The organism is Polaromonas sp. Polasp52 (assembly GCF_059491565.1).
In genome coordinates, this window is record NZ_CP168513.1 from 800,603 (window position 1) to 824,832 (window position 24,230).

Consider the following 24,230-nt stretch of genomic DNA (forward strand, 5'->3'; position numbering starts at 1 on the left):
ATGGACCAGCCCACGCACGACGCGCGCTATGCGCCGCCGCAAGCCACGGTGGCGGATGTGGCCGATGCCAATGACGGCCCGCAGCTGGCCGGCCGCGTCGAACGGCTGGGTGCCGCCATCCTTGACACGGTTTTCCAGAGCCTGGTGCTCTGGCTGGTGTCGGTGCTCACCCCCTACAACCCCTGGGCCTCGCAAGGAACAGGCGCGTGGTCCTTCAACCCGCTGGGCATGGCCATCGGCGCCTTGATCTTCGTGCTGCTCAACGGCTACCTGCTCGCGACGCGGGGCCAGACGATTGGCAAGGTCCTGCTCAAGCTGCGCATTGTCCGGCCCTCGGGCGAAGCCGTTTCCCCCACGCGCCTGGCCTTGCGCTACGGCGCGGGCTTTGTGGCCGGCCTCGTCATGGCCGTGGTCTGGGTTTATTCCCTGATCGACTGCCTGATGATCTTTCGCAAATCCCGCCGCTGCCTGCACGACGAGATCGCGGACACCATCGTCGTCAAGGCCTGAGGCCCCAGCCTGTGGCCAACGCGCGCCTGGACACGATTTACACGGCTGAAACGCCCGAAGGCATCACCCTGTCCCTGCGGCCCGCCGGCATCGTCGCGCGCGGGCTCGCCTACCTGATAGACCTGGCCATACGCGTCTGCGTGTTCATCGCCGTGGCCATTGTGGTCGGGCTGATGGGCAAGGCCGGCATGGCCGTGCTGCTGCTTGCGTATTTCGCCCTCGAATGGTTTTACCCCGTGGTGTTCGAGCTGACCCGCGCGGCCGCCACGCCCGGCAAGCGGGCCATGGGCCTGCGCGTGGTGATGGATTCCGGCCTGCCGGTGACGCCCGCCGCTTCGCTGACCCGCAACCTGTTGCGCGCCGCCGATTTCATGCCCGCGCTGTTCGGCGCCGGGCTGGTGTCCATGCTCTGGCGGCGCGACAGCAAACGCCTGGGCGACCTGGCCGCCGGCACGCTGGTGGTGTTCACCGATGCCGTCAAGCTGCACGGCGAGGTGCCCCTGTCGGCCCCGCTGGCCCCGGCGCGGCCTTTGTCGGCCGCCGAGCAGGCCTCGGTACTGGCTTGGGCCGGCCGGGCCACGCGGCTCACGCCCGAGCGCCTGGGCGAACTCGCCGCCCTGGCCGAACCGGTGCTGGGCGCGGGCGCGCCGGGCAGCAGCCCCACCCAACGCCTGCTGGGCGTGGCGCAGTGGCTGATGGGCCGGCGCGAGGGAGAGGCCCGGCCATGACGCCCCTGCAGTTTGAAGCGGCCTATGCGCCGCTGTGGAACGAGCTCGAGAAGGTCATAGGCGTCGCCGAAACAGAGCGCAAGTTCGACGGCGCGCGGATGGCCACGCTGTACCGCCGCGTCTGCGAGCACCTGGCGCTGGCGCAGGCCCGCGCCTACCCGGTGCACCTGACGCAGCGGCTGGAAGCCCTGACACAAAGCGCCCACCGGCTGATCTACCGGCGCCACGACTACGGCCTGGCGCGCCTGGGCCTGCTGGTGCTGGTCGACTTCCCGCAGGCCGTGCGCGCGCACCGCGCCTACCTGCTGGTGGCGGCCCTGCTGTTCGTGGTGCCGCTGCTGGCCGCGGGCCTGGCTACTTACCGCGACCCGGGTTTCATCCTGCACCTGCTGGACGCGGGGCAGGTGCAGCAGTTCGACAGCATGTACAGCGACAGCGCCAAGTCCTTCGGGCGCAACCGCGACGCCAGCGGCGACTGGCAGATGTTCGGCTTTTACGTCATGCACAACATCGGCATCGGCTTTCGCTGCTTCGCCGCCGGCATTTTCGGCGGCATCGGCAGCGCCGGCGTGCTGCTGTTCAACGGCGTGCAGATAGGCGCCGTGGGCGGCTACCTGATCGCCTCAGGCCACGGGCAGAACTTCTGCTCCTTTGTCGTCACCCACGGTGCCTTCGAACTGACGGCCATCGTGCTGGCGGGCGCGGCCGGGCTGCGCCTGGGCTACGCCCTGATCGCGCCGGGCCGGCACACGCGCCTGGAGGCGCTGCGCCTGGCGGCGCGCCACGCCATCGTGGTGGTCTACGGCGTCATCGGCCTGCTGCTGATCGCCGCCGCCGTCGAAGCCTTCTGGTCCTCGGCGCGCTGGGTCACGCCCGCCGTGAAATACGGCGCCGGCGCGGCCTGCTGGGCCCTGGTGCTGGCCTACCTGGGCTGGCAGGGGCGGCCGCGCGCCGGCCAGGCGCCCGCCGGCGAAGGACAGCGCCATGCAGGTTGACGCGCTGGCCGTCGCGCTGCGCCCGCGGCCCATGGCCGAAGCCGCCGACCTGGGCGTCGCGCTGGTGCGCCGCCATGCCGCTTCCATCTGGCGCACTTTCCTGCCCATGTATGTGGTGGTCATCGCGCTGCTGCTGTGCACCATCGAGCTCGCCTACTGGCTGCCCGGCCTGCTGATCTTTTGCCTCAAGCCCTGGTTTGACCGCAGCCTGCTGTTCATCCTGTCGCGCGCGGTGTTCGGCCAGTCCACACACTGGAAAGACCTCTGGGAGCATCGCGCCCAGGTGTGGGGCGGGCAATTGCTGCGCACGCTGCTGTGGCGGCGGCTGTCGCCCTGGCGCTCCTACACCCAGGCCATAGACCAGCTCGAAGGCCAGCGCGGCGGCGCCAGGCGCAAGCGGCGCGAGCAGCTGCTGCGCGGGCGGCGCGGCGCGGGCGCGGGCATGCAGCTGATTTTTTCCAACGTCGAGATCGCGCTGGAGTTCGCCATTCTCTCGGTGCTGTTCTGGTTCGCGCCCGAGGGCAGCCTGTCGGAACTCTGGCGCTGGCTGATCGCCACGGAGTCGACGATGCAAAGCCTGTGCCTTGCCGTGGTCTACGCCTTCGCCGTCGGGCTGGTCGAGCCCTTTTTTGTGGCGGCCGGCTTCGCCATGTACCTGAACCGCCGCGTCGAGCTCGAAGCCTGGGACATCGAGCAGGAATTTCGCCGCGCCTTCACGCCCGCGCCGGCAAAGGCCGGCGCATGAGGGCCGCGTGCCGTGATGCCCGATGGCGGCAGGCCCTGGCCTGCGCGCTGGTCGCGGCTTGCGCGGCCGGCGCGGCCGCCGCGGCACCCGGCGAGCCGCCCTCGCGCCAGCAGGTGCAGTCGGCCGCCGAACGGGTGCGCGCCGACCCCAACCTGCCCGGCAGCAAGAGCGAAAAAAGCCTGCGCCTGAAAAACCAGGACAAAAAACCCGAGGACAAAAAGAAGGACAGCGACGGTTTCGGCTGGCTCAGGGACTTTGTGACCAGGGTCTCCGAAGCCGCGCGCCTGCTGGTGTGGGCGCTGGGCGCGCTGGCCCTGGCCTGGCTGGTGATCCGCATACGGCGCTGGGCGCTGGTGCGCGCCGGCGGCGGCCGGCACCGCATGGCGCCCCTGCCCAGCCACATCGGCAGCCTGGACATACGCCCCGAAAGCCTGCCCGACGACGTGGGCTCCGAGGTCGCCTCGCTGTGGCAGCGCGGCCAGCGCCGGCCCGCGCTGTCGCTGCTCTACCGCGGCGCGCTCTCGCGCCTGGTGCACCTGCATGCGGTGCCCATACGCAACGCCAGCACCGAAGGCGAATGCGTGGCGCTCAGCGAAGGCCGGCTGGCACCGCCCTCGCTCGATTTTTTCGCGCGCCTGGTGGCCGCCTGGCAACTCGCGGCCTACGGCGGGCGCCTGCCGCCCACGGCCGGCGTGCTGGCGCTGTGCGCCGAATTTGACGCGCGCCTGGGCGCGCCGGCCGCAGCGGTCACACCAGGGAAGGCGGCGCCATGAAAGACCGGCTGATCCTGGTCCTGCTGGGCGTGTTGCTGCTGGCGGGCGGCATCTGGCTGGTGTCGGCCACCGAATGGGTGGACGTCGACGTCCCCACGCCGGCCAAGGGTGAAGCCCTGACCAACCCGCTGTACGCAACCGAAAAACTGCTGGCCGCCCTGGGCGCGAAAGTCGTGAAGCACAAAAGCCTGGACGCCATGCCGCCGCAGCAGGCGCGCCTGGTGCTGGTGTCGCGCAACTGGGACCTGTTCCCCGAGCGCGCGCAGCGCCTGCGCGCCTGGGTGGCGCAGGGCGGGCACCTGGTCATCCCGGGCTTCCTGGCCCGGCACAAATCGCTCGCGGGCTGGCTGCCCGTCACCGAGGAAAACGCGATCAGCCCGCAGAAGATCACGCCGGCGCGGCCTTTCGACAGGGCCGCCAAGGACCTGGACTGCCGCGCGCTGGAGGAACCCGCCGAGGTGGCGGCCAGCTACGGCGACAGCCGCGTCTTTCGCGTCTGCGGCGCCTACTTCAGCCCGCAGTACCTGCCGGTGAACCGCCTGGCCGCGCCGCTGTGGTCGCTGCGCGGCACGGCCGGCACCGAGGCCGTGCGCGTGCAGGTCGGCCAGGGCACGGTCACCGTGCTCGGCGGCTGGGGCCTGCTGAACAACAGCAACCTGCTGCGCGCCGACAACGCGCAGGTGGTGGCCGCGGCGCTGCAGGCGCGCGCCGGCGCCGAGTTCTGGTTTGTCGCCGAAGAGGCCAGGGAGCCTTTCGCGCCCTGGCTCTGGCACCAGGCCTGGGCGGCGCTGCTGCTGGGCCTGCTGGCGCTGGCGCTGGCCCTGTGGCGCGCCGGCGTGCGCTTCGGGCCGCTGGCGCCGTCCGCTCCCTCGCACCGGCGCTCCATGGCCGAGCAGGTGCGCGGCACCGCGCGCTTTCTGCACATGCACGGGCCGAAAGCGCTGCACACGGCCCAGCTTCGCGCCCTGCACGCATCGGCCGCGCGGCAGCTGCCCCGGTTTTCGCAACTCGAGCCGGGGCGGCGCACCCGCGAAATCGCCAGCGCCACCGGCCTGGACGCGCAACTGCTCGAACGCGCGCAGGCCGACAGGGCGCGCAACCGCGCCGCGCTGGCCGCCGACCTCGAGCTGCTGGAAACCGCGCGCCGGCGGCTGGACGCGCGCGAGCCGGTCCAGCCGCCTGCTTCCTCCACCGCTTCATCCCCTTCCTCATCCTGAAACCGAGAAACCACCATGTCATCGATTCCCAACGACGAACTGATACGCGCGGCCGAATGGCTGCAGACCCTGCGCCACGAAGTCGGCAAGGCCGTGGTCGGCCAGAAGGAAGCCGTCGACCAGACCCTGGTGGCGCTGGTCGCGTCCGGCCATGTGCTGATCGAGGGTGTGCCCGGCCTCGGCAAAACGCTGCTGGCGCGGGCGTTGGCACAGGCCATGAGCCTGCGCTACGCGCGCGTGCAGTTCACGCCCGACCTGATGCCCTCGGACATCACCGGCCACTCGGTGCTGGACCCGTCCACCCGCGGCGAATCCGGCATAGGCACGCTGCGCGTGCACCAGGGGCCGGTCTTCACGCATTTGCTGCTGGCCGATGAAATCAACCGCGCGCCGGCCAAGACCCAGAGCGCCCTGCTCGAGGTGATGCAGGAATACCAGGTCACGCTGGAAGGCCGGGCCATGCCGCTGCCGCGCCCCTTCATGGTGATGGCCACGCAAAACCCGATAGACACCGAAGGCACCTACCCCCTGCCCGAGGCGCAGCTGGACCGCTTCTTGCTCAAGATCAACATCGCCTTCCCCAGCCACTCGGAGGAAAAGGCGGTGGTGCAGCTGACCACCGGCCAGCGCGCCGGCAACCAGCTGCCGCTGGACGCGGTCAGGCCCTGCCTGGACGACACCCAGGTGCTGGAGCTGCAGCGCCTGGCCAGCCTGGTGCAGGCGCATGAACAGGTGATCGACTACGCGGTGCGCATCGCGCGCGCCACGCGCGACTGGCCCGGCCTCTCATCCGGCGCGGGGCCGCGCGGCACCATGGCGCTGGTGCGCGCCGCGCGCGCCGGCGCGCTGATGGACGGGCGCGACTTCATCACCCCCGACGACGTGGCGCGCCAGACCCTGCCGGCCCTGCGCCACCGCGTGATGATTTCGCCCGACGCGCAGCTCGAGGGCCTGGGCGTGGACGAACTGCTGCGCAGCGCCCAGGGCAGCGTGCAGGCGCCGCGTCTCTGAGGCCGGCCCGCATGCGCTGGCTGGTGATTCCCACGGCAGGCACGGTTCAGGCGCTGGCCGGCGCCGCCGTGGCCGCTTGCCTGGCCCTGCTCGCGGGCCTCCCGGTGGGCACGCTGGCCCTGCTGGCCGGCGCCGTGCTGCTGGCGGCGCTGGCCGCCGCGCTGCTGGACCTCTGGCGCAGCCGGCGCCTGTGGCGCCAGGCGCCGCTGCGCATGGAGCGCACGCTGCCCGGCGCCTTTTCGCTGGGCGTGCCCACCGTGCTCACGCTGGTGCTGGTCAACGAAGGCCCGCTGGCCTGGTCCGTGACCGTGTTCGACGAAGTGGACCCGCGCTTTGCCTTCGAGGGCCTGCCGCAATCCCTGACCGTGCCGCCGGCCTCGCGCGCCGAATTGCGCTACACGGTGACGGCGCGCGAGCGCGGCGTGGCGCTTTTCGGCAGCACCCAGCTGCGCTGGCGCAGCCGCGGCGGCTGCTTCGAAGTGCAGCAGTCGCTGGGCCAGCCCGGCAAGCTGCGCGTGTACCCCAACTTCGCCGCGCTGGCGCGCTACGCCTGGCTGTCCGGCGACCGGCGGCTGGCGCAGATCGGCATCAAGACCTATGTGCAGCGCGGCCAGGGCACCGACTTCCGCCAGCTGGCCGACTACCGGACCGGCGATTCGCTGCGCCACATCGACTGGAAGGCCACGCTGCGCCACCAGCGGCCCATCGTGCGCGAATTCCAGGACGACCGCGACCAGTGCGTGTTCTTCCTGCTCGACTGCGGCCGCCGCATGCGCGCCGACGAAGGCGGGCCGGAGCAGGACGGGGCCCCAGGCAGCAGCCATTTCGACGAAGCCCTCAACGCGCTGATGCTGCTGAGCTACGTCGCCCTGAAAGAGGGCGACGAGGTCGGCGCCATGACCTTCGGAGTCCTGCCGGGGCAGCGCCGCGATTTCGCGCCGCGCAAGGGCGCGGCCACGCTCAACGCCCTGATGAACCGCCTGCACGACATCCAGCCCGGCGCCATGCATTCGGACTACCTGCTGGCCGCCCAGGAATTGCTGCGCGTGCAGCGCCGGCGCGCGCTGGTGATCGTGCTGACCAATTTCCGCGACGAGGACGCCGCAGAGCTGCGCCCGGCGATCAAGCTGCTGCGCCGCCAGCACCTGGTGCTGGTGGCCAGCCTGCGCGAGCGCGTGCTGGGCCGCATCGCCGGCCAGGCCCTGTCCACCCCCGCGGACGCGGTCGACGTGGCCGCCGCCCACCTGTTCACGCAGTCGCGGCGCGACGCCTTCGCGCGCGTGGTCGGCGCGGACCCGCTCTCCATGGACGTGGAGCCCGCGCAACTGGCCGTCTCGCTGGTCAACCGCTACCATGCGGTCAAGCGCGCCGGGCTGCTGTAAGAGCGGTTCAAAGAGGGGTCCACAGGCGCCCCGGCAACGGTTATCCTTCGGGTCTCAACAACAGGAGGGATGCGATGTCCGAAGCAATGAACCCGTATGCAGCGCCCAAGGCCGTGGTGGACGATGTTTTTGACAATGAGGCGGGCGTGCAGCCCGTCAAGCTGTTTTCGGCCAGGGGCCGGGTCGGCCGGCTGCGCTACCTGGCCTACAACCTGGGCGGCTACCTGCTGATGCTGGCAGCGGCCGTCGTGCTGGGCCTTATTGCCGGCGCCCTCGGTTTCGGCAAAGCGGCCGGCGTGCTCGGCATGCTGGCGACCATCCCCTACTTCATCTTCATTGTGCTGCTGAGCATACAGCGCAGCCACGACATGGGATGGTCCGGCTGGACCATACTGCTGGCCCTGATCCCGCTGGTGGGCCTGGTCTGGCTGTTCAACCCGGGCACCAAGGGCGGCAACCGCTTCGGTGCGCCTCCGCCGCCCAACACCACGCTGGTCAAGATAGGCGGCCTGGCCTTCCCCGTCATCATGGTCGTCGGCATCATCGCCGCCATCGCCTTGCCGGCTTACCAGGGTTATACGCAACGGGCCAAGGCGGCCCAGGTGGTCAAGCCTTAAACCGTCAACCGGTTTTAGATCTGCGCGGCGCGCTTGTAGGCCTGCGCGGCGGCGGCTTCGTCCTCGCGCTGCTCGGCCAGCACGGCCAGCGCGCGCCAGGCATTGCGGTGCAGCGCCACGTCCTGCAGGGCCGGCGCGGCCTGCGACAGCAGCTGGCGGGCCTTGCCCCAGAGCTGGCGGTTCAGGCAGGCCATGCCCGCCAGGTACTGCAGGTTGGCGTCGCGCGGCCGGCTCAGCTGGGCCGTTTCAATGCGCGCCAGCCAGGCGGCATCCAGCGAATCCAGGCCGGCTTCCAGCACGCCGATCAGCTTGATGCGCAGGTTGTCGCCGATGTCCGAGCGCGGCTGCATCATCGCGTCCCAGACCTGAAGCAGCCAGCTGCGCGCGAGCTCCGGCTCGCCGTGCAAGGCCATCAGGCGCGACGCGGCATGCACCACCAGCTCGGGCATGGCGCGCTCGCTCTGGTCGAGTGAAAACCAGGCCTGCTGCAGCTGCACCGGGTCATGCGCGTCGTTGAGCAGCTCCAGCGCCAGGCCGCGGATGATGCTTTGCGCCGCCGCCTGCGAAAACGCGCGGTGCTTGGCCAGCAGGCGCGCGGTTTCCAGCGCCTGCGAAGTCTGCCGCGCATGGCGCGAGGCGCGCAGCTTCATGCGCAGCGCCAGCGTGCGGCGCGAGGCACCCTGCGGCAGCTGGGCCAGCCAGTCAAGCGCGGCGCTAGCGTCGCGGTCGTCCAGCGCCCAGCGCGCCGCGCGGAACTGCACACCCTCGCGCACTTCCTGCGCATGGCGCGGCGCCGAGCTTTTCAGCGCCTGGTGCAGGTGCTGGTCGCGCAGGCCCTTGTTCTGCAGCGACTGCGCGGCCTCGGCCACCAGCAGGTGGGCCAGCGCGCGCAGCTGGGCGCCGCGGCTGGAACTGTGGCCGGTCACGTGGCTGTAGTGGTCGGCCAGCGGGCGCAGGCTTTTTTCCTGCGCCAGCGCGTTCTGCGCCGACTTGGTCGAGCGTATGTAGCGCCCGGCCAGCAGGTGGGCCAGCGAATCCATGAGGGCACCGTACATGGCGCGCTCTTTTTGCTGGGCGCGCCAGCGCCGCGCCTCGGCCGGCAGCGAAAACACCGCAGACACCGCGCGCAGCGCCAGGTAGAGCACAAAGAACAGCCCGGCCAGCAGCATCACCGCCAGGTTGAAGGAAATGTCGACCCGGTGCGGCGGCCAGAAAATAGTCACCACGGCCTGGTTGTTGCCCGCGAACAGCGCCACGGCAACCGCCACGCCAAAAAGGGCCAGTAGCCAGAGGGCGGCGCGCATGCGTGTGTCCTGCCTTTGCGAAGAATCAGCGGCCCGCGGCCGCCGTGGCCAGCGCGGCCATGGTTTCGTCAAGGCGCGGCAGCTCGCTGGTCTTGAGCTGGCCTTGCACCTGGGCCAGCAGCTGGGCCGCGGCCTGGGTCTTGCGCGAGGATGGGTCGAAATACTTGCCCAGCCAGGCGCTGGCGCTGGCGAGGTCGGCGCGCACCGAATCGGTCTGGCGCGACAGCAGGGCCAGGCGCGCATTGAGCAGGCGCAGCTTCAGGTTTTCGCGCAGGAAGAAGGACTGCTCGGGCGACAGCAGGGCCGCCTCGGGCTGCTCGATACGGCTCACGCGCAGCAGCTTGCGGGCTTCCTCGCGCAGGTTGTCCAGCGTGCGCTGCGACCAGGCGCTCAGCGAAAGTTTGTCGAACATCCCCTCCGCGGGCTTGTCGGCCGCCGGCGCGCTGGCGCGCGCGGCCGGTGCGTGCACGGCCAGGGCGGGCGCCGCGCGCAAGGGGCTGTTGGCCACCATGGCATTGGCCACCGGCAGGTCGTCGGCCAGGCGGGCCAGTTCGTCAAGTTTGAGCATCAGCACCGGCACGTCGGTCAGGGTCGCGGCCTTGATGCGGTCCATGTCGCGGGCGATGGCGCGCTGCAGCGGGTTCAGGCGCGGCTGGGCGGCGCGTGCCAGGCGCTGGTCGGCCGACTTGAGCGCGGCCAGCAGCGGTTCGGCGCTGCCGGTGAGCTGGGCCTGCTGCTGCGCCAGGCGCAGCGCGGACTCCACGTCCACCACCAGGTTTTCATCGCGCGAACGCGACAGGCTTTGCATCAGTTCTTCAAGCTGGGTGCGCTGCAGGCTGACTTCACTGATGCGGGTTTCCTGGATGGCCAGCCGCGCCGAGAGTTCGCGCGTGGCTTCCTGGGCCTGGCGCGCCAGCGCGCGCGCTTCGATGGCCTGCGCGCCGGAATCCAGGCTGCGGCGAGCCAGCTCCTCCTGGATGGTGGCCAGTTTTTGCCACAGCAGGCCGCTGGCCAGCAGGCCGCCGGCCGCCAGCGCGGCCACCCCCAGTGCCCATTTGCGCGGCACCAGCCAGGCATCAGGCGTGGGGACCAGCGGTTCGGCCACCACCAGAGCGCGCTCCAGCACAGGCTCCTTGTCGGGCGTGGAAGGCGTGGGCTGGGCTATATGGGGATCGCTCATGGATAAAGAGATTCTATCGAGGCCAATGTCTCCCTGATGTCCGTCAGGGCGGGGCGTGACGCCACAACAACACCCCAGCCCGCGGCACGCACCGCGTCCACGATACGCGGGTGCGTCGCCACCGCGCGGGCGCCGCGCCAGTCCACACCGGCCAGTGCCGGCTCGCGCAGGAGGTTGGCCAGCGCTTCCGAACTGCTGAACAGCCAGACCGAACCGTCCGCGCTGGCGGCGCGCGCGCGGGCCAGCTGCGCTTCGCTGAACCGGGGCGCGCGGCGCTGGTACACGCCGACAAAATCCACCTGGGCGCCTGCGCTTTCCCACTGGCGGGCAATCCAGTCGCGCCCCGAGGACACCGCGCCGCCCGCGGCGTCCGGGCTTTCACCGCGCAGCACCAGCACGCGTTTGCCTCGCCAGTCACGCTGCCCGACCACGGCCCACAGCGCCTCGGAGTCAAATTGCCGGGCGTCGGCGACCGGCGCATCGACCTGTGCGGCAGGCACACCCGCGGCCAGCAAGGCCGCCACGGTGCCGGGCCCGGGCGCCATCAGGCGCAGGGTGGGCGGCAAGCCACCCGCCAAAGGGGATTCGAAAAAAAACGCCACCGCATTGCCGCTGACAAACATGCAGGCCGCATAGCGGTCCAGCGTTTGCCAGGCCCGCGCCAGCGCGCCGGTGTCAAGCGCGGCCGCGATATCGATCAAAGGCAGCGCTTCGGCCGCGAAGCCGGCCTGCCGCAACTCGTGCACCCAGTGCTGCGCATCCGCCGCGGGACGCGTCACGATGATGGGGGCCGCACCGGCCGCAGGCGCCGGCATGGGCTGCATCAGGCCTGGCCCTTGCCGGCCCAGACCGCGCCGCCGGCGCGCAGTTGCGCCGCCACGGCTTCGCCCAGGGCTTCGGCCTCGGCGAAATTGCGCACCGGGGCGCTTTGTTTGACCTGCACCAGGGGCGCCAACGGGGCGGCGCTGCCGGACGGCGCCTCGGCCGTGGCCGGGTCGCCCCAGGCGGCGCTCAGCTGCATGCTGCCGCCCGCCGCCGCGCCCTGCGTGAAGGCCGCCAGCGGCATGGAGCAACTGCCGCCCATGGCGCGCGAGACCGTGCGCTCGGCCGTCACGGCCAGCCAGGTCGGCTGGTGCGCCAGCGTGGCCAGCGCGGCCAGCAGGTCCGCACGATCGGCGCGCACTTCAATGCCCAATGCGCCCTGCCCCGCGGCAGGCAGCATCTGGGCCGGCTCAAAAGTGGCGCGTATGCGCGACTCCAGCCCCAGGCGCTTCAGGCCCGCGGCCGCCAGCACGATGGCCTGGTACTGGCCTTCATCGAGCTTGCGCAAACGCGTGTCCAGGTTGCCGCGCAGCGGCTGTATCACCAGGTCGGGCCGCAAGGCCTTGAGCAGCACCAGCCGGCGCAGGCTGGAGGTGCCCACCACCGCGCCCTGCGGCAAATCGGCCAGGCCAGCGAATTGATTAGACACAAAAGCATCGCGCGGATCCTCGCGTTCCAGCACGCAGGCCAGCGCGAAGCCCTCGGGCAGGTCCATGGGCACGTCCTTGAGCGAATGCACGGCCAGGTCGGCCCGGCCTTCGCTGAGCGCCACTTCGAGTTCCTTGACGAACAGGCCCTTGCCGCCGACCTTGCTCAGCGAGCGGTCCAGGATCTGGTCGCCCTGGGTGGTCATGCCCAGCAGTTCAACCCGCCAGCCCAGGCGCGACTCGAGCAAGGCCTTGACATGTTCGGCCTGCCACATCGCCAGGCGGCTCTCGCGTGTGGCGATGACCACCTTCTTCATATCAGGGGGGTTGGATGGCTGAATCGCTGCTGACACTCGTAACCTGCTTGTAATAACTGGGGGAAGTGAATGCTAGCATGCAAGGCTCAAGACAAGACTCAGAACTAGAGGGTAGAAATGGTCACTTCCGCGCGCGCCAAGAAGGTTAAACACAACGTCAGCGAAGGCGCCAAAGACGCTGCCGCAGCCGTTGCCACCAAAACCTCCACACGTTCCAGAGACAACGAACGTCCTCTGGTGGAAGACATCCGCCTGCTGGGCCGCATCCTGGGCGACGTGATCCGCGAACAGGAAGGCGTGGCCGCCTATGAGCTGATCGAGCAGGTGCGCAAGCTCTCCGTCAGCTTCCGGCGCGACGCCGACCCCGAAGCCGACAAGGCCCTCAAAAAGCTGCTCAAGGGCCTGTCGGGCGACCAGACGGTCAGCGTGATACGCGCCTTCACCTATTTCAGCCACCTGGCCAACCTGGCCGAAGACCGCCACCACATACGCCGCCGCGCCGTGCATGAGCGCGCGGGCGACACCCAGGAAGGCAGCATCGAAGTGGCGCTGGCCCGCCTGCGCTGGGCCGGCATCTCGACCCGCACCATCTCCAATACGCTGGCGCACAGCTTTGTCTCGCCCGTGCTCACCGCCCACCCCACCGAGGTGCAGCGCAAAAGCATCCTGGACGCCGAACGCGACATCGCCCAGCTGCTGACCGCGCGCGACGACATCAAGGCGCTGGCCCTGGCCCACAACGCCGCCAAGGACGCCCTCACGCCGCGCGAACTGGCCGCCAACGAAGCCCAGCTGCGCGCCCGCGTCATGCAGCTGTGGCAGACCCGGCTGCTGCGTTTTTCCAAGCTCACCGTGGCCGACGAGATCGAGAACGCGCTCAGTTATTACGAAGCCACCTTTCTGCGCGAAATCCCCAAGCTGTACGCCAACCTCGAGCGTGAACTCGGCAACCAGCCGGTGCACAGCTTTTTGCGCATGGGCCAGTGGATAGGCGGCGACCGCGACGGCAACCCCAACGTCAGCGCCGAGACCCTCAACTACGCGCTGAGCCGGCAGGCCGAGGTGGCGCTGCGCCACTACCTGACCGAGGTCCACTTCCTGGGCGGCGAGCTTTCGCTGTCGGCCATGCTGGTCGATTTCAGCCCCGAGATGCGCGCCCTGGCCGAAAGCTCGCCCGACACCAGCGAGCACCGCAAGGACGAGCCCTACCGCCGCGCCCTGACCGGCGTCTATGCCCGCCTGGCCGCCACGCTCAAGGAGCTGACCGGCGGCGATGCCGCGCGCCACGCCGTCGCGCCGCAGAACGCCTACCTGAAGTCCGAGGACTTCCTGGCCGACCTGCGCACCATTGAAGCCTCGCTCAAGGCCCACCACGGCGAGGCCCTGATCGCCCAGCGCCTGCACCCGCTGATACGCGCGGTCGAGGTCTTCGGCTTTCACCTGGCCACGGTCGACCTGCGCCAGAGCTCCGACAAGCATGAGGAAGTGGTGGCCGAGCTGCTGGCCGTCGCGCGCATAGAGCCCCACTACGGCAAGCTTGATGAAGCCGCCAAACGCACGCTGCTGGTGGGCCTGCTCAACGACGCGCGGCCGCTGCGTGTGGTCGGCAGCGCCTACTCGGCCCATGCGCAAAGCGAACTCGCGATTTTTGAGGCCGCCCGCACGGCGCGCGCGCGCTTCGGCAAGGAAGCGATACGCCACTACATCATCAGCCACACCGAAACCGTCAGCGATTTGCTCGAAGTCTTGCTGCTGCAAAAAGAGGTCGGCCTGATGCACGGCACGCTGGACAGCAACGCGACGAACGATTTGATCGTGGTGCCGCTCTTCGAGACCATAGAAGACCTGCGCAATGCCGCGCCCATCATGCGCGAGTTCTACGCCCTGCCCGGCATCGCCCAGCTGGTCAAGCGCAGCGGTGCCGAGCAGGACATCATGCTCGGCTACTCCGACAGCAACAAGGACGGCGGCATCTTCACCAGCAACTGGGAGCTTTACCGCGCCGAGATCGCGCTGGTCGAGCTGTTCGACGTGCTCGCCAACTCGCACAACATCCAGTTGCGCATGTTCCACGGCCGCGGCGGCACCGTGGGCCGCGGCGGCGGCCCCAGCTACCAGGCCATCCTGGCCCAGCCCCCGGGCACGGTGCGCGGGCAGATACGCCTGACCGAGCAGGGCGAGGTCATAGGCTCCAAATACGCCAATCCCGAGATCGGCCGGCGCAACCTGGAAACCCTGGTCGCCGCCACGCTGGAAGCCACGCTGCTGCAGCCGACAAAACCCGCGACCAAGGCCTTTTTGCAGGCCGCGGCCGAACTCTCGCAGGCCAGCATGGCGGCCTACCGCACGCTGGTCTACGACACCCCGGGCTTCACCGAATATTTTTTCAGCGCCACGCCGATACGCGAAATCGCCGAACTCAATATCGGCTCGCGCCCGGCTTCGCGCAAGGCCTCGCAAAAAATCGAAGACCTGCGCGCCATTCCCTGGGGCTTCAGCTGGGGCCAGTGCCGCCTCACCCTGCCCGGCTGGTACGGCTTCGGCTCGGCCATCGCACACATGCTGGGCCAGGGCGGCACACCCGCCGCGCGCAAAGAGGCGCTGGCGCTGCTGCAGAAAATGTACAAGCAGTGGCCCTTCTTCCGCACCCTGCTCAGCAACATGGACATGGTGCTCGCCAAGAGCGACCTGGCCCTGGCCTCGCGCTATTCCGACCTGGTCGGCGACGCGCGCCTGCGCAAAAAAATCTTCAGCGCCATCGAGGCCGAATGGCACCTCACGGCCGACGCCCTGGCCCTGATCACCGGCGAAAAACAGCGCCTGGCCGGCAACGCCGCGCTGCAGCGCTCCATACGCCACCGCTTTCCCTATATCGACCCGCTGCATCACCTGCAGGTCGAGCTGGTGCGGCGCTACCGGGCTGGTCAGGCGGACCAGCGGGTGCAGACGGGTATTCATATTTCGATCAACGGGATCGCGGCCGGGCTTCGGAATACGGGTTAGGGGCCGGGTCTTGCTCCGGCGGGGGCGCTCTCTGCCTCCTCATCCTCCTCCTTCCTCTTCTTAGTTCTGCTGGCCGGGAGTGGCCCGGCGGCCAGTAACTTTCTTTTGCTTCGCCAAAAGAAAGTGAGTTGCCGCCGGGCAACCCCCGGCCAGCAGGCCTCAAAAGAGGTCGCATCGGCATCAACGACGCCACCCGCGCCGGGTTAGCAAACGGTAGGGGTATTCGAGAAGCGCATACTCCCCCTGTTGTGTAGGCTTTGTCCTAGACAAACTCCAGCGTCTTCCGATGGCACCTTGCGGTGCCGGGTCTTAGCATGGTGCTAGAAGCTGTTCATGGCTCCGTCTGGATCGTGAGCAGCTTCTTGAACTCGGAGCAATGCCGCATTCCGCACGCATTGCCCACCCCAGCCCGGAGCGCAAAATCATGACCACTTTGGAGATCATGGCCGACACACCGTCGGCCATTCATAACGATTTTGTTTCCACCGACGCCGCCGACCTGGCGTCGCACATGGACCAGTGCGCGCATTCGCGCGGCCGTTTCTTTACGCTCCAGAGCGGGCTGCAGTCCGCGCATTCGGTGGTCTCGCCGCGCATCGTGACGGTCGCGCTCATCATGGCGATCTGTGTCGGCTTGCTTGCCTTAGCCTGAGCGTGTGACTACGCCGGTCATCGAGCGGCTGGACACCTTAAGCGCCTACGCCCGGCACCTTCTCGCCTCCCCCCGCGGCGACATACAGCAACCCATACGCGCCGAACTGTTCGGCGCCCAGCGTTTTGAGGAACACGGCCGCAGCCTGGCCGCGGCGCAAAGCGTGCTGCCCGCCGGCAGCGCCGGCGCCGGCCCGCCGTTTTTCCCGCGCGTGCAGGAAAACATCGCCGCCATACGCCTGGCCTACGACTACATCGCGCTGACGTCCCGCAGCGGCCATTACGTCACGCCGGCGGCCGAATGGCTGCTCGACAACTTCCACCTGGTCGAGGCGCAGCTGCAGCAGATCCAGGACGGCGTGCCGCACCGTTACTACGCCGATCTGCCCAAGCTGGCCGACAAACCGCTGCAGGGCCTGCCGCGCGTCTACGGCATCGCCTGGGCTTATGTGGCCCACACCGACAGCGTGCTCGACCCCGTCCTGTTCACCGCCTTCCTGCACGCCTACCAGGAAGTCAGCGAGCTCAACCTCGGCGAACTCTGGGCCCTGCCCACCACCCTGCGCGTGGTGCTGCTGGAAAACCTGCGCCGCATGGCCGACCGCATCGCCTGGAGCAAGGTCGCGCGCGAGGTGGCCCACGCCGCCTGGGACAAGGCCGAAGCGCTGAGCCTGCGCGAGCTCGACGAGCTGCTGGCCTTGATGCAGGCCCACGGCCTGGAGCGCAGCTACCTGACCCAGCTCTGGCAGCGCATGCCGGCCGGCCACCCCGAGCCCGACGCGCCGCCACCCCTGCCGCTGGTGCGCTGGGCCGCGCAGCACTGCACCGACGGCCTGGGCATGATAGGTGAAGGCCAGACCGTGCAGGTGGCCGCCAACCTCACGGTCGGCAACATCATCACCACGCTGCGGCTCATAGGCCAGGTCGAATGGGCGGAGCTGATAGAGCCCGTGAGCCACTCGCTGCAGGTGCTGCGCCGCCTGCCGAGTTTTTCGCGCGAAAGCGAGGTCACGCGCCAGCAGATCACGCGCGCCATGGAAAGGCTGGCGCAGCAGGCCGGCAAGTCCGAACGCGCCGTCGCCGAAGCCGTGCTGGCCGCCGCACGCCAGCCCAACAACTCCATGGTGGCGCGCACCGCCGGCTACTACCTGATAGGGCCGGGCCGCCCGCTGCTCGAAGCCGCGCTGCGCCCGTCCGCCGGCCCGCGCAAGCCCCTGCCGCCCGCCCAGACACCGCGCGCCTGGCGTTTGCCGCTGTTCGCCGCGGCGTGGTTCGCCGGCACCGCCGCGCTGCTGGCCTGGGCCGCGCATCCGCTGGCCGCCCTGCACTGGACCGGCTGGGTGGCGGTACTGCTCATGGCCTTGCCGGCCTCGGAAGCCGTGGTCGCGCTGATGCACCGGCTGATCGCCGAGTCGACCCGCATACAGCCGCTGGCCCGCCTGGACTTCGGCGCCGGCATCCCGCCCGAGCACCGCGTGCTGGTGGTGATTCCCTGCATGCTCACGTCGGCAGCGGCCAACGCAGAACTGGTGCGCCGGCTGCAGCTGCACTGGCTGGCCAGCCGCGAAGCGAACGCGCAGTTCGCGCTGCTGAGCGATTGGGCCGATGCCGACACCGAGCGCGCACCCGGCGACCAGGCGCTGTTCGACGACGCGCTGGCCCGGCTGCGCGCCCTCAACGCCAGCTACCCCGCGGCCCAGGGCCAGCCCGCGCGCTTTGTGCTGCTGCACCGGCCGCGCAGCTGGTCGGCCACGGAGCGCTGCTGGATAGGCTGGGAGCGCAAGCGCGGCAAGCTCGAGATGCTGCTGCGGCACCTGGCCGAACGCGCGGCCTCCCCCTTCACGCCGGCGGGCGCCGAGATGCGGCTGGCCGAAGGCACGCCCTATGTGCTGACCCTGGACAGCGACACCGGCCTGCCCGCCGGCGCCCTGCGCGAGCTGGTGGCGATTGCCGCCCACCCGCTCAACACGCCGCAGGTGGACCGCAAGAGCCGGCGCGTCATCGCCGGCTACGGCATCCTGCAGCCGCGCGTGGCCACGCCCTTGCCGGCGCGCCGCGAGCGCTCGCCCTTTCACACCCTGTTCGCCGGCCAGCGCGGCCTGGACCCCTACAGCAGCGGTACCTCCGACCTCTACCAGGATGTGTTCGGCATGGGCAGCTTCACCGGCAAGGGGCTGCTGCATGTGCAAGCCGTGCACGCCGTGCTGGACCAGCGCCTGCCCGAAGGCGCCGTCCTGAGCCACGACCTGCTCGAGGGCAGCATCGCGCGCTGCGGTTATGCCGGCGACGTGGTGCTCATGGAGGAGCAGCCGCACCATGCCGGCGTGGCCGCCTCGCGCGTGCACCGCTGGACGCGCGGCGACTGGCAGTTGCTGCCGCTGATGCTGCGCGCCCCAAGCTTCGGCATAGATGCCCTGGGCCTGTGGCGCATGGCCGACAACCTGCGCCGCTCGCTGGTGGTGCCGGCCGGCTTCGCGCTGCTGGCCTTGGTGGTTTTCACCGGCGCGCTGCCGCCGGGAACGGCGATCGCCTTCACCTTCCTCGCCTTCCTGGTCGGCCCATTGACGGGCGCGCTCGCCGGGCTGGTGCCCACGCGGCGCGGCATCGCCTGGCTGCATTTCTTCGACATCGGCATGCGCGACGTGGGGCGCGCCCTGGCGCAGGCCCTGTGGCAGTTCAGCCAGCTGGCGGTGCAGGCCGCGCTGCTGCTGGACGCGATCACGCGCGCGCTCTGGCGCATGGCCGCCAGCCGGCGCCGCCTGCTGCAGTGGACCACCGCGGCCCAGGCCCAGGCCTCGGCGCGCTATACGCCGGGCGCTTTTGTGCGCGGCCATGCCGGCGTATCCGCGCTGTGCCTGGCGCTTGCCGCGGCCGCCTGCTGGAGCCCGCACCCGCTCATGGGCCCCGCGCTGTTTGTGCTCTGGGCCCTGGCGCCGCTGGCCGCGTGGTGGGGCAGCAAACCCAAGGCGCCGGACCCGGGCACCGTGCCCGGCGACCAGGACCGCGACTACCTGCTCAAACTGGCGCGCCAGACCTGGGGCTTTTTTGAGCGCGTCGTCGGCCCCGAGGACCATCACTTGCCGCCCGACAACCTGCAGATGGAGCCCGAGCCCACGCTGGCCCACCGCACCTCGCCCACCAACATAGGCCTGTACCTGATGGCCGCGGCCTGCGCGCGCGAGTTCGGCTGGATCTCCACCGCCGAGATGGCCGCGCGCCTGGCCGCCACGCTGGACACCGTGGAGGCCCTGCCCAAACACAAGGGCCATTTGCTCAACTGGTATGAAACCCGCACGCTGCAGGTGCTGCCGCCGGCCTATGTCTCCACGGTCGACAGCGGCAACCTCGCGGGCCACCTGCTGGCGGTGGCGCAGAACTGCCAGCTGCTGGCCGGGCAGCCGGACACCGCCGGGGCCGAATCCGCAACGCTCATGCAGCTGGCCGGGCGCTGCGAGCGCCTGTGCATGGCCATGGACTTCAGCGGCCTTTACAGCGCCAAGCGCCACCTGTTCCACATCGGCCTGCGCGTGCACGAGCAGGCGCTGGACGCGAGCTATTACGACCTGATCGCCTCCGAGGCGCGACTGACCAGCTTCCTGGCCATCGCCAAGGGCGACGTGCCGCGCCGCCACTGGCAGGCGCTGGGCCGCGCCTTCCTCACGGTGGGCGTGACGCCGGGCCTCAAATCCTGGTCGGGCTCCATGTTCGAATACCTGATGCCCTCGCTGGTCATGAGCGAACCCGATGAAGGCTTGCTGCATGTCTGCGGCCTGGCCGCAATCAGGGAGCAGCAGGCCTATGGTGAATCCCAGGGCCTGCCCTGGGGGGTGTCGGAATCGGCCTATTTCGCGCAGGACCACACGCTGGCCTTCCAGTACTCGCCCTTCGGCGTGCCGCGCCTGGCCCTGCGCCGCACGCCGCCCACAGACCGCGTGGTCGCGCCCTATGCCAGCATCATGGCCGCCCAGTTCATGCCGCGCCAGGCCGCGGCCAACCTGCGCCGGCTCGAGCAGCGGGGCGCGCGCGGCGAGTACGGTTTTATCGACGCGCTGGATTTCACCGTCGCGCGCCAGCCCGGCGCGCAGGCCCTGAGCCTGGTCAACACCTTCATGGCGCACCACCAGGGCATGTCGCTGGTGGCGCTGTGCAACCTGCTGTGCGACGAGGCGCCGCGCCGCTGGTTCGCCTCGGCGCCGCTGGTGCAGGCCTTTGACTCGCTGCTGCACGAAAAAACCCCGCGCCAGATCATCGAAAGCGCCGACCCGCGCGCGCTGCCCGAGCCCGAGGACGCCGCCGAAGCCCGGCTCTACCATTCGCGCGCGGTCGATCCCGCCGCGCCCGGCTGGCAACCCACGCAGCTGCTGTCCAACGGCCGCTACAGCGTGGCGCTGCGCGCCAACGGCGCCGGCGTCAGCCGCTGGCGTGCCGGCAACAGGACCTACAACATCACGCGCTGGCGCGACGACCCGCTGCGCGACGCCTGCGGCAGCTTCATCTACCTGCGGCTCGCCGGCCAGGACCGCGTCTCCTCGCTCACGCAGCACCCGGCGCCGCACCCGGACTGGCGCTACCAGGCCACCTTCCTGGCCGACCGCGTGCAGTTCGAGATGGCGTCAAGCACGCTGGAGGCGACGCTCACCGTGCTGGTCAGCCCCGAGGACGACACCGAACTGCGCACCGTCAGCTTGCGCAACGTCTCGGATGCCGAGCTGACGCTGGAGCTCGTTTCCTGCTTTGAGGCCGTGTTGACCGACCCGCGCGCCGACGAAGCGCACCCGGCGTTTTCCAACCTCTTCGTGCAAACCGAGTGGCATTCCGAATGGCGCGCCCTGCTGCTGTCGCGCAAAGCCCGGCTGCAGGGCGACCCGGCCATGGCGGTGGCGCATTTCCTGGCCGACTCCGAGGCCAACGTGCGCGCCATCGACTTCATCTCGGACCGGCGCGCCTTCCTGGGCCGCAACCGGGGGCCCGGCGAGCCGGCCCTGCTGGCCGAAGCCCACGGCGAGGGCGGCGCGCCCATCAACGGGCTGGACCCGGTGGCCGGCCTGCGCGTGCGCATACGCATTCCCGCCGGCGGCCTGGCCCGGCTCAGCTTTGCCACCGCCGCCGCGGCCGACAAGGACGAGCTGGCGGCACGCATCGACAAATACCTGCAACCCATGCACGTGGAGCGCGCCACCCGCATGGCCGCCACCCTGGCCCAGGTGCGGCTGCGCGACCTGGGCGTGGGCCCCGGCGAAAACGCCGCGCTGCAGGACATCAACACCGCGCTGATGTACAGCTGTGCCCGGCCGGCGGCCGGGCGCGGCCTGATCGACCAGCGCCAGCTCTGGCGCTTCGGCCTGTCCGGCGACAAGCCCATCGTGCTGGTGCTGATCCACTCGAGCGACGGCATGGCGCTGGTCCAGGCGCTGCTGCGGGCCCAGCCCTGGTGGAGTTTTTGCGGCCTGGCCGCCGATGTGGTCATCCTCAACAGCGAGGCCAACGCCTATTTGATGCCGCTGCAGCGCGACATCCTCGCGCTGCGCGACCGCACGCTGCAGCAGGCCGAGAACAGTTTCCCGCGCAGCGACGCGGGCGGCTTTTTCCTGCTGCGCGAGCAGGAGATCGTGCCCTCCGAAAAAGCCGCGCTGACCGGCCTGGCCCGCCTCATCCTCGCGGCCGACGGCCGGCCGCTGGAGCAGCAGGCCGGCGCCCTGCAAGCCTTGGGCGGCGCGCCCAGCCGCGCCGGCGCGGCCCCAATACCGCCGAGCCCGCGGGCGGCGCAGCTCCCGCAAACGCCGCAAGGCCGCTTTGACCCGGCCAGCGGCGAATTCCAGTTCGAGGCCGATGCCCTGCACCGCCCGCCGCGGCCCTGGGTCAACGTGATCGCCAACGCCTCCTTCGGTTTCCAGGTTTCAGAAACCGGCACCGGCTACACCTGGGCCGGCAACAGCCGGCTGCACCAGCTCACGCCCTGGTCCAACGACCCGGTCACCGACCCCAGCTTCGAGCACTACCTGCTGCAGGACCTGGACACCCAGCAACTGTTGCCGCTGGGCGCCTCCACCGAGCCCGGGGCATCCTGCCGCGTGCGCCACGGCCAGGGCTACAGCGTGTTGGAGCGCCTGCACGGCACGCTCAAGGTGCAGGCCACCTGGTTCGCCGACCTCCAGGACGCCGTCAAGTGCGTGCAGGTGCAGCTGCACAACCAGGGAAGCGACGTGCGCCGCCTGCGCGCCCTGGCCATGGTGGAGTGGCAGATGGGTGCGGCACGCCATGAACGCCGCACCGTACACACCTGGCGGGCCAAAGACGCCGAACTCCATGCCGTCTTCGGCCAGCAGCGCGAAAGCCGCGCCGGCTTCGGCGGCAGCACCGCCTTCCTGGCGCTGGCCGGTTTGCCGCAAGCGCCGCAATGGACTTGCGACCGCAGCGAGTTTTTTGACGCGGCCGGCCGGCTCGCGCCGCCCGCCACCCTGGGCCGCAACGCCGCCGGCGGCATAGACCCCTGCGCCGCGCTGGCCGGCGACTTCAGCCTGCAGCCGGGCCAAAGCCTCACGCTGAGCTTCGTGCTGGGCCACGCCGGCGATGCGGGCCAGGCCGGGGATCTGGCCCGCGCCTGGCAAGGCCGCGACACGCAGGCGGCGCTGCAAGAGGTCAAGGCCTGGTGGGCCGGCCTGCTGGGCAAGGTCCAGGTGCGCACGCCCGACCCGCTGTTCGACGCGCTGGTCAACCGCTGGCTGCTGTACCAGACCCTGGCGTCCCGCCTGTGGTCCAAGGCCGGCTTCTACCAGGCCGGCGGGGCCTTCGGTTTTCGCGACCAGTTGCAAGACGCCATGGCCTTTGCCCTCACCGACCCCGGCCGCCTGCGCCGGCAGATCCTGCTCAACGCCTCGCGCCAGTTCCCCGAGGGTGACGTGCAGCACTGGTGGCACGCCCCCGGCGGCGAAGGCGTGCGCACGCATTTTTCCGACGACCTGCTGTGGCTGCCCCATGCCTGCGCCTGGTATGTCGCGGTCACCGGCGACGCGGCCATCCTCGACGAGCAGATCGCCTTTATCGACGGCCCGGCGATTCCCGAAGGCGCGGAAGATGCCTATTACGCGCCGCAAGCCAGCGCGCAAAGCGCCACGCTGTTCGAACACTGCGCGCGCACGCTGGACCGCAGCCTGTCCACCGGCGCCCACGGCCTGCCGCTGATGGGCACCGGCGACTGGAACGACGGCATGAACCGCGTGGGCCATGAGGGCCGCGGCGAATCGGTGTGGCTGGCCTGGTTTTTATGCCGCGTGGTGCAGGACTTCGAGCCGCTGGCCCGCGCGCGCGGCGACACCCGCCGCGCCGACAGCTGGCTGGCCGCGCGCCAGGGCTGGATCGGCGCACTGCACAAGGACGGCTGGGACGGCGCCTGGTTCCGCCGCGCGTTTTTCGACAACGGCGCGCCGCTGGGCTCGGCCGCCAACAGCGAATGCCGCATCGACCTGATCGCCCAGGCCTGGGCCGTGCTCTCCGGCGCCTCCAGCGACGAATTCACGGTACCTGCGATGCAGGCCATGAATGATCAGCTGGTCGACCACGAGGCCGGCCTCTTGCACCTGCTCACGCCGCCGCTGCAACACTCGGCCAACAACCCCGGCTACATCCAGGCTTACCCGCCCGGTGTCCGCGAGAACGGCGGCCAGTATTCACACGCCGCCGTCTGGGCCATGATGGCCCAGGCCGCCACCGGCGACGCCGAGGCCGCGTGGGAGAGCTTCCAGGCCCTGAGCCCCGCCCACCGCGGCGCGCACCCGCTGCGCGGCCCGGCCTACGAGCTTGAGCCCTATGTGATGGCCGGCGACATCTACGGCACCGCGCCCTATGTGGGCCGCGGCGGCTGGAGCTGGTACACCGGCTCGGCCGCCTGGCTGCACCGCGCCGCGCTGGAAAACATCCTGGGCCTGCGTGTGCAGCAGGGCGAACTCTCGCTGGCCCCCTGTGTGCCGGCGCACTGGCCGTCGTTTGAGATCGCCCTCAATGTGCAGGGCCATGCGCTGACGGTTCGCTGGCAGCGTGAAGGCGCTGCGGCTCAAGACGACTTTCAGGCTGACCGCGTGGTGGCGCCAGGCCAAGTGTTGCAGCTGGCGGAGTTACCGGAACACACACGGTTGCTGGTACAAGCGGCGACCTGATCCGCGACGCGATCAGCTGCTGATGGCGTTCGTAAACATCAGCCAGTTGCCAAATGAGTCGCTGATGAACATATTCATCAAAACCCCTTGCCCTCCAATTCGATTGCCCGCCTCTTGAACGCTCGCTATCGTGCGCCCTCCACTTAGAGGATGTACCTTGAAGAAAGAGCCACCT

At 70.0% G+C, this 24,230-nt stretch carries 16 protein-coding genes; 12 read left to right on the forward strand and 4 right to left on the reverse strand.

The genetic code is table 11. The annotated features are described in order from the left end of the window. The 9 genes from ACEN9P_RS03935 to ACEN9P_RS03975 all read left to right on the forward strand — a co-directional run bounded on the left by ACEN9P_RS03935 (nt 1) and on the right by ACEN9P_RS03975 (nt 7,978). Entirely contained in the window at nt 1–510 is a 510-nt protein-coding gene (locus ACEN9P_RS03935) for an RDD family protein (protein ID WP_495621141.1), read from the forward strand. An 11-nt stretch (nt 511–521) separates the two neighbouring features. Beyond that, complete coding sequence (locus tag ACEN9P_RS03940) at nt 522–1,238, forward strand: RDD family protein (RefSeq protein ID WP_477664082.1); 717 nt, start codon at nt 522–524, stop codon at nt 1,236–1,238. After that, entirely contained in the window at nt 1,235–2,233 is a 999-nt protein-coding gene (locus ACEN9P_RS03945) for a stage II sporulation protein M (protein ID WP_495621142.1), read from the forward strand. The genes ACEN9P_RS03940 and ACEN9P_RS03945 overlap by 4 nt, the downstream gene beginning before the upstream one ends. Continuing rightward, on the forward strand, nt 2,223–2,978 hold the full coding sequence (locus tag ACEN9P_RS03950; RefSeq protein ID WP_477664084.1) for a hypothetical protein: 756 nt from the start codon (nt 2,223–2,225) through the stop codon (nt 2,976–2,978). The genes ACEN9P_RS03945 and ACEN9P_RS03950 overlap by 11 nt, the downstream gene beginning before the upstream one ends. Then, on the forward strand, nt 2,975–3,751 hold the full coding sequence (locus ACEN9P_RS03955; RefSeq protein WP_495621143.1) for a DUF4129 domain-containing protein: 777 nt from the start codon (nt 2,975–2,977) through the stop codon (nt 3,749–3,751). The genes ACEN9P_RS03950 and ACEN9P_RS03955 overlap by 4 nt, the downstream gene beginning before the upstream one ends. Continuing rightward, complete coding sequence (locus tag ACEN9P_RS03960) at nt 3,748–4,968, forward strand: DUF4350 domain-containing protein (protein ID WP_495621144.1); 1,221 nt, start codon at nt 3,748–3,750, stop codon at nt 4,966–4,968. The genes ACEN9P_RS03955 and ACEN9P_RS03960 overlap by 4 nt, the downstream gene beginning before the upstream one ends. A gap of 15 nt (nt 4,969–4,983) precedes the next feature. Then, a complete protein-coding gene (locus ACEN9P_RS03965; RefSeq protein ID WP_495621145.1) occupies nt 4,984–5,979 on the forward strand; it encodes an AAA family ATPase in 996 nt (331 codons plus the stop codon). 11 nt (nt 5,980–5,990) lie between these two features. Continuing rightward, nucleotides 5,991–7,361 carry a DUF58 domain-containing protein gene (locus ACEN9P_RS03970; protein ID WP_477664088.1) on the forward strand — a complete coding sequence of 457 codons (1,371 nt, stop codon included), beginning with the start codon at nt 5,991–5,993 and terminating at the stop codon, nt 7,359–7,361. Nucleotides 7,362–7,435: 74 nt separating this feature from the next. Continuing rightward, nucleotides 7,436–7,978 carry a DUF805 domain-containing protein gene (locus tag ACEN9P_RS03975; RefSeq protein WP_477664089.1) on the forward strand — a complete coding sequence of 181 codons (543 nt, stop codon included), beginning with the start codon at nt 7,436–7,438 and terminating at the stop codon, nt 7,976–7,978. 14 nt (nt 7,979–7,992) lie between these two features. Here ACEN9P_RS03975 and ACEN9P_RS03980 read toward each other — a convergent pair whose 3' ends face one another. From ACEN9P_RS03980 to hemC, 4 genes are read right to left on the reverse strand one after another with little or no spacing between them, the layout of a single operon-like run. Next, nucleotides 7,993–9,282: a heme biosynthesis HemY N-terminal domain-containing protein gene (locus tag ACEN9P_RS03980; RefSeq protein ID WP_495621146.1), complete on the reverse strand. Its 1,290-nt coding sequence runs from the start codon at nt 9,280–9,282 to the stop codon at nt 7,993–7,995. A 25-nt stretch (nt 9,283–9,307) separates the two neighbouring features. After that, complete coding sequence (locus tag ACEN9P_RS03985) at nt 9,308–10,462, reverse strand: uroporphyrinogen-III C-methyltransferase (protein WP_477664091.1); 1,155 nt, start codon at nt 10,460–10,462, stop codon at nt 9,308–9,310. Then, entirely contained in the window at nt 10,459–11,286 is an 828-nt protein-coding gene (locus ACEN9P_RS03990; RefSeq protein WP_495621147.1) for a uroporphyrinogen-III synthase, read from the reverse strand. Before ACEN9P_RS03990 ends, ACEN9P_RS03985 begins: the two co-directional genes overlap by 4 nt. After that, a complete protein-coding gene (gene hemC / locus ACEN9P_RS03995) occupies nt 11,286–12,248 on the reverse strand; it encodes a hydroxymethylbilane synthase (RefSeq protein ID WP_495621148.1) in 963 nt (320 codons plus the stop codon). The genes ACEN9P_RS03990 and hemC overlap by 1 nt, the downstream gene beginning before the upstream one ends. A 117-nt stretch (nt 12,249–12,365) precedes the next feature. Here hemC and ppc point away from each other — a divergent pair, with 117 nt between their 5' ends. The 3 genes from ppc to ACEN9P_RS04010 all read left to right on the forward strand — a co-directional run bounded on the left by ppc (nt 12,366) and on the right by ACEN9P_RS04010 (nt 24,055). Next, nucleotides 12,366–15,251: a phosphoenolpyruvate carboxylase gene (ppc, locus tag ACEN9P_RS04000; RefSeq protein WP_495621149.1), complete on the forward strand. Its 2,886-nt coding sequence runs from the start codon at nt 12,366–12,368 to the stop codon at nt 15,249–15,251. Between the two features lie 424 nt (nt 15,252–15,675). After that, nucleotides 15,676–15,903, forward strand: a complete 228-nt coding sequence (locus ACEN9P_RS04005) for a hypothetical protein (RefSeq protein WP_477661167.1) — start codon at nt 15,676–15,678, stop codon at nt 15,901–15,903. A 4-nt stretch (nt 15,904–15,907) separates the two neighbouring features. Further along, nucleotides 15,908–24,055: a glycoside hydrolase family 94 protein gene (locus ACEN9P_RS04010; RefSeq protein ID WP_495621150.1), complete on the forward strand. Its 8,148-nt coding sequence runs from the start codon at nt 15,908–15,910 to the stop codon at nt 24,053–24,055. The last annotated feature ends 175 nt before the right edge of the window (nt 24,056–24,230 follow it).

Excerpts from the sequence above, each read along its gene's own strand:
- ACEN9P_RS03935 (WP_495621141.1), top strand. The coding sequence starts at position 1 with ATGGACCAGCCCACGCACGACGCGCGCTATGCGCCGCCGCAAGCCACG.
- ACEN9P_RS03945 (WP_495621142.1), top strand. The coding sequence starts at position 1,235 with ATGACGCCCCTGCAGTTTGAAGCGGCCTATGCGCCGCTGTGGAACGAG.
- ACEN9P_RS03950 (WP_477664084.1), top strand. The coding sequence starts at position 2,223 with ATGCAGGTTGACGCGCTGGCCGTCGCGCTGCGCCCGCGGCCCATGGCC.
- ACEN9P_RS03955 (WP_495621143.1), top strand. The coding sequence starts at position 2,975 with ATGAGGGCCGCGTGCCGTGATGCCCGATGGCGGCAGGCCCTGGCCTGC.
- ACEN9P_RS03960 (WP_495621144.1), top strand. The coding sequence starts at position 3,748 with ATGAAAGACCGGCTGATCCTGGTCCTGCTGGGCGTGTTGCTGCTGGCG.
- ACEN9P_RS03965 (WP_495621145.1), top strand. The coding sequence starts at position 4,984 with ATGTCATCGATTCCCAACGACGAACTGATACGCGCGGCCGAATGGCTG.
- ACEN9P_RS03970 (WP_477664088.1), top strand. The coding sequence starts at position 5,991 with ATGCGCTGGCTGGTGATTCCCACGGCAGGCACGGTTCAGGCGCTGGCC.
- ACEN9P_RS03975 (WP_477664089.1), top strand. The coding sequence starts at position 7,436 with ATGTCCGAAGCAATGAACCCGTATGCAGCGCCCAAGGCCGTGGTGGAC.
- ACEN9P_RS03980 (WP_495621146.1), bottom strand. The coding sequence starts at position 9,282 with ATGCGCGCCGCCCTCTGGCTACTGGCCCTTTTTGGCGTGGCGGTTGCC.
- ACEN9P_RS03985 (WP_477664091.1), bottom strand. The coding sequence starts at position 10,462 with ATGAGCGATCCCCATATAGCCCAGCCCACGCCTTCCACGCCCGACAAG.
- ACEN9P_RS03990 (WP_495621147.1), bottom strand. The coding sequence starts at position 11,286 with ATGCAGCCCATGCCGGCGCCTGCGGCCGGTGCGGCCCCCATCATCGTG.
- hemC (WP_495621148.1), bottom strand. The coding sequence starts at position 12,248 with ATGAAGAAGGTGGTCATCGCCACACGCGAGAGCCGCCTGGCGATGTGG.
- ppc (WP_495621149.1), top strand. The coding sequence starts at position 12,366 with ATGGTCACTTCCGCGCGCGCCAAGAAGGTTAAACACAACGTCAGCGAA.
- ACEN9P_RS04005 (WP_477661167.1), top strand. The coding sequence starts at position 15,676 with ATGACCACTTTGGAGATCATGGCCGACACACCGTCGGCCATTCATAAC.